General features: G+C 70.6%; 1 protein-coding gene. It reads right to left on the minus strand.

The window, feature by feature from the left end; all coding sequences use genetic code 11:
- Positions 1-306 precede the first annotated feature (306 nt).
- The gene (locus ACFWTE_RS28960) at positions 307-561 is read right to left on the minus strand and encodes a cell division protein CrgA (RefSeq protein ID WP_378783096.1); all 255 of its coding nucleotides are present in this window, start codon (positions 559-561) and stop codon (positions 307-309) included.
- Positions 562-761 lie beyond the last annotated feature (200 nt).

The following is a 761-nucleotide window of genomic DNA, read 5'->3' on the forward strand; positions in this document are numbered from 1 at the left end:
GCGGGGCCGCGTGGGCCCCGCATCGGCGCTCGCCCCCCGTCCACCCCCGCGCGGGGGGGGGCGCCGCCGGGCCCCGCGCGCGCCCCCCCGCCGTCCCGGGCACCGCACCGCTCCGCCCCGGTCCGGGCATGACGAACAGAGCTACCCACAGCCTGTGGATAACCCTGTGGAAAACTTCGGTATTGGCTGCTCAGGCCCTGGGGAGGGCCGGGTACACATGCCCGTTGAAGGCCGTGTGCCGCGCACAGCGACGACACCGCTCGCCCGATCGGACAGCGGGTCGGTCAGGTGTTCGCCAGGCGGGGGTCAGTGCCAGCGCGTGGACAGGACGACGGCCACGATGATCCCGCTGAAGCCGATCAGCAGGTTCCAGTTTTGCCAGTCCTGCATGTACGGGACGTAGTCGCCCGCGATGTAGTAGACCGCGATCCAGAGAATGCCGAGGGTGAAGAAGCCCAGCATCGACGGCACGAGCCAACGCGGACTGACCTTCGGCTTCTCTTTGGAAGGAGGCGGAGTGTAGACAGCCTTCTTCTTGCGATCGTTGCGGGACTTGGGCACGGTCGCTGCTCCAGTACGGTGGGGCGGTTCGGAACGAGAACACAGTCTACGCCCAGGGCGGAGCCCCCGTCACCGGTGGCCTGCCCGGGGTTTCGGGCGCGTCCTCCCCGGGCGCAACACCCCAGGCCACACGGCTCCGGACGCCTGTCGGTCCCCGGAACAGCGGACGGGCCGCACCCCCCAAGGGGTGCGGCCCGTCC

Source organism: Nocardiopsis sp. NPDC058631, assembly GCF_042716955.1.
Lineage (GTDB): Bacteria > Actinomycetota > Actinomycetes > Streptosporangiales > Streptosporangiaceae > Nocardiopsis.